The following is a 2,226-nucleotide window of genomic DNA, read 5'->3' as shown; positions in this document are numbered from 1 at the left end:
ATACCTTCAACGCAATTACAATGAACCAGATAATCTTTACAAATACAATTCAAAAGAGGCCTTTATTCCACTTGACCTTGGTTTCAACTATTATATAGCTGACAAATATGGCTATTATAGGTACGTTGCCAATATCAATTACCAGACTAACATTACTCTTGGAGAGGGATTGGATGGCTACGATTCTTCTACCATCCGTTTCAAAAATGGCAATCCGGATGTCTTTACTTATTTAACACTAGGCGTAAAATACAATTTTGGCCTTGTTGGTATCTCTAAAAAAACCTTCAAAAGGTATTAGAAAAATAACCTTAGTTTAAAAAAAACATGATCGAATATTTCACCCATACCCCAGTAGCTTCTATAATTTTCATTTTTACCATAGTAACCAGTATTTACGCCTTTAACGACCATGTATTATATGGTAAGTTCATGCTGCATCCTTATAGTGTATACCGCAAAAATAAAATGTACACACTCATTACCAGCGGATTAATCCATGCCGACTGGATGCACCTGATCTTTAACATGTTTACATTTTTCTTTTTCGCCTTTAAACTGGAGGCCACCATTGGACATTGGCAATTTGGGGTCATTTATTTTCTGGGTATGGTATTGGCCGATCTGCCTTCAGTAGTTAAACATAAAGGCGACTTTTGGTATAATAGTTTAGGGGCTTCAGGCGCTATTGCTGCAGTGCTGTTTAGCTATATCCTGTTTTATCCTTTTGATACGTTGATGATTTTTCCACTTCCCATTCCCATTTGGGCCTGTTTGTTCGGCATCTTATACCTAATCTATTGCGCCTACATGTCCAAAAGATCCAGAGATAACATTAACCATGATGCACACCTTTTTGGTGCCATAGCAGGTGTACTGATAACCATTATTCTTGAGCCGAGAATTCTACCACATTTCTTTGCAGCCTTAACAGGTGCCGCTTAGAACTAAGCTTCAGGCAAATAAGGAGGATCAAAAAAACTCATCGGTGCCGTTGGATCTTTAATGATCTCAAACAAAGTCTGACCCCATGGTTTCCAGAAATTTTCTAAAACCTGTGCATAGGTCTTGTGTTGCCAAACGTCGAACAAGGGTTTGTTGAAGACTCCTTTTAATGGCATGGCATCAATATAGATACGGTCCTCCAGGGGCATTACCGTATATTCTGGTAGCCTGTTGAACAAATATGCAGAGTAGAAAAACCTTGCACAAAGTTCTTCATATTGCTGTTCGCTCAGCGCCTTTCCCTTAAAAGCCGTCAACAATTCCTGATGAAAAACTTTGTTGGTACCGTTATCCTGCAAGCAGGCAATGATGCCAAAATCTTTAAGTTTCAGTGAGAAAGTAAGGGTATTAATCTCATCGCGGAAACTAAAATAATGATCTGCATCAGCAAGGGGTACCACTACAATAGACCATGGGGTAAAATCTTCATAAACCACATCGCGGTAAATACTTTGCACCATGGTATGAAGATTACCAAATTTATGCATTAAGCCCTGAGACATATTCATGCCATCGCCACTCAGCTGTTGCAGCTTAATGGCAGCATTCATCTCAATATAGATTAAGCTGTACATAAATTTACCAATCCACTTAAAAAGATCCTCTTCGGGAAGCTTAACCACTTCCTCATAACCCATTGCAAAAGCATGTGCTATTTTGTCTTCCAATGGCTGGATGTATTTTTCCAGCATTTCAGTGCTGCAGGGCACTTTAAGGGTATTATAAGACCTTACACTTTCATCAAGCAGTTTAATTTGCTCATTGCCGCTGTAATTGGCAACCGCCAATAACCAGTCTGGAAGCACATTCGTTTCTACCAGTGGTGAAGCAAAAGTATCACCGCTTAAAAAGCAGTTTTTAAACTTAAAGTCGAAGTTTTTGAAAGGTTGGTATAAGGTGCTGTTCATAAGAAAGAACAATATTAGGCATATTATTTTTACATTAGCAGCAGCGCTACTTTTTTTAACTTTGATATTATAAACGGCTAGACTTCATGGAATCCTCGTATATCTCCTTCAACCTCAAACTCAAACACCCCTTTGCCATTGCCAGGTTTTCTAGAACAAGTACTCCCCTGCTTCTTTTGAAACTGCGCTATGAAAATTTTGAAGGTTATGGAGAAGCCTCTATGGTGCCTTACATGGGGGAGAGCTATGAAACTGCAACTGCTTTTCTGCAACAGATAGACTGGAAACGCTTTAAATTTCCATTCGACTTCCA

Annotated in this window: 2 protein-coding genes and 2 pseudogenes; 3 read left to right on the top strand and 1 reads right to left on the bottom strand. The window is 38.9% G+C overall.

Features of this window, described 5'->3' with window-relative positions; translation table 11 throughout:
- Together ACR2F7_RS05480 and ACR2F7_RS05475 are read left to right on the top strand one after the other, a co-directional pair.
- Positions 1-301: pseudogene (locus ACR2F7_RS05480) on the top strand (hypothetical protein); the annotation flags it as partial.
- Between the two features lie 26 nt (positions 302-327).
- The gene (locus ACR2F7_RS05475; RefSeq protein WP_432712579.1) at positions 328-945 is read left to right on the top strand and encodes a rhomboid family intramembrane serine protease; all 618 of its coding nucleotides are present in this window, start codon (positions 328-330) and stop codon (positions 943-945) included.
- Positions 946-947: 2 nt separating this feature from the next.
- On the opposite strand, the gene ACR2F7_RS05470 is transcribed toward ACR2F7_RS05475, so the two are convergent.
- Positions 948-1,913 (bottom strand): hypothetical protein, encoded by a 966-nt coding sequence (locus tag ACR2F7_RS05470; RefSeq protein ID WP_432712578.1) that lies wholly within the window; start codon positions 1,911-1,913, stop codon positions 948-950.
- A gap of 86 nt (positions 1,914-1,999) precedes the next feature.
- Between ACR2F7_RS05470 and ACR2F7_RS05465 the strand changes: the two are divergent.
- Positions 2,000-2,226: pseudogene (locus ACR2F7_RS05465) on the top strand (dipeptide epimerase); the annotation flags it as partial.

It is taken from the genome of Pedobacter sp. (assembly GCF_045628745.1).
In the GTDB taxonomy this organism is placed as follows: domain Bacteria; phylum Bacteroidota; class Bacteroidia; order Sphingobacteriales; family Sphingobacteriaceae; genus Pedobacter.
The sequence above is the reverse complement of the archived record's forward strand: the minus strand, read 5'-3'. Positions and strand labels throughout refer to the sequence as shown.

Excerpts from the sequence above, each read along its gene's own strand:
- ACR2F7_RS05470 (WP_432712578.1), bottom strand. The coding sequence starts at position 1,913 with ATGAACAGCACCTTATACCAACCTTTCAAAAACTTCGACTTTAAGTTT.
- ACR2F7_RS05475 (WP_432712579.1), top strand. The coding sequence starts at position 328 with ATGATCGAATATTTCACCCATACCCCAGTAGCTTCTATAATTTTCATT.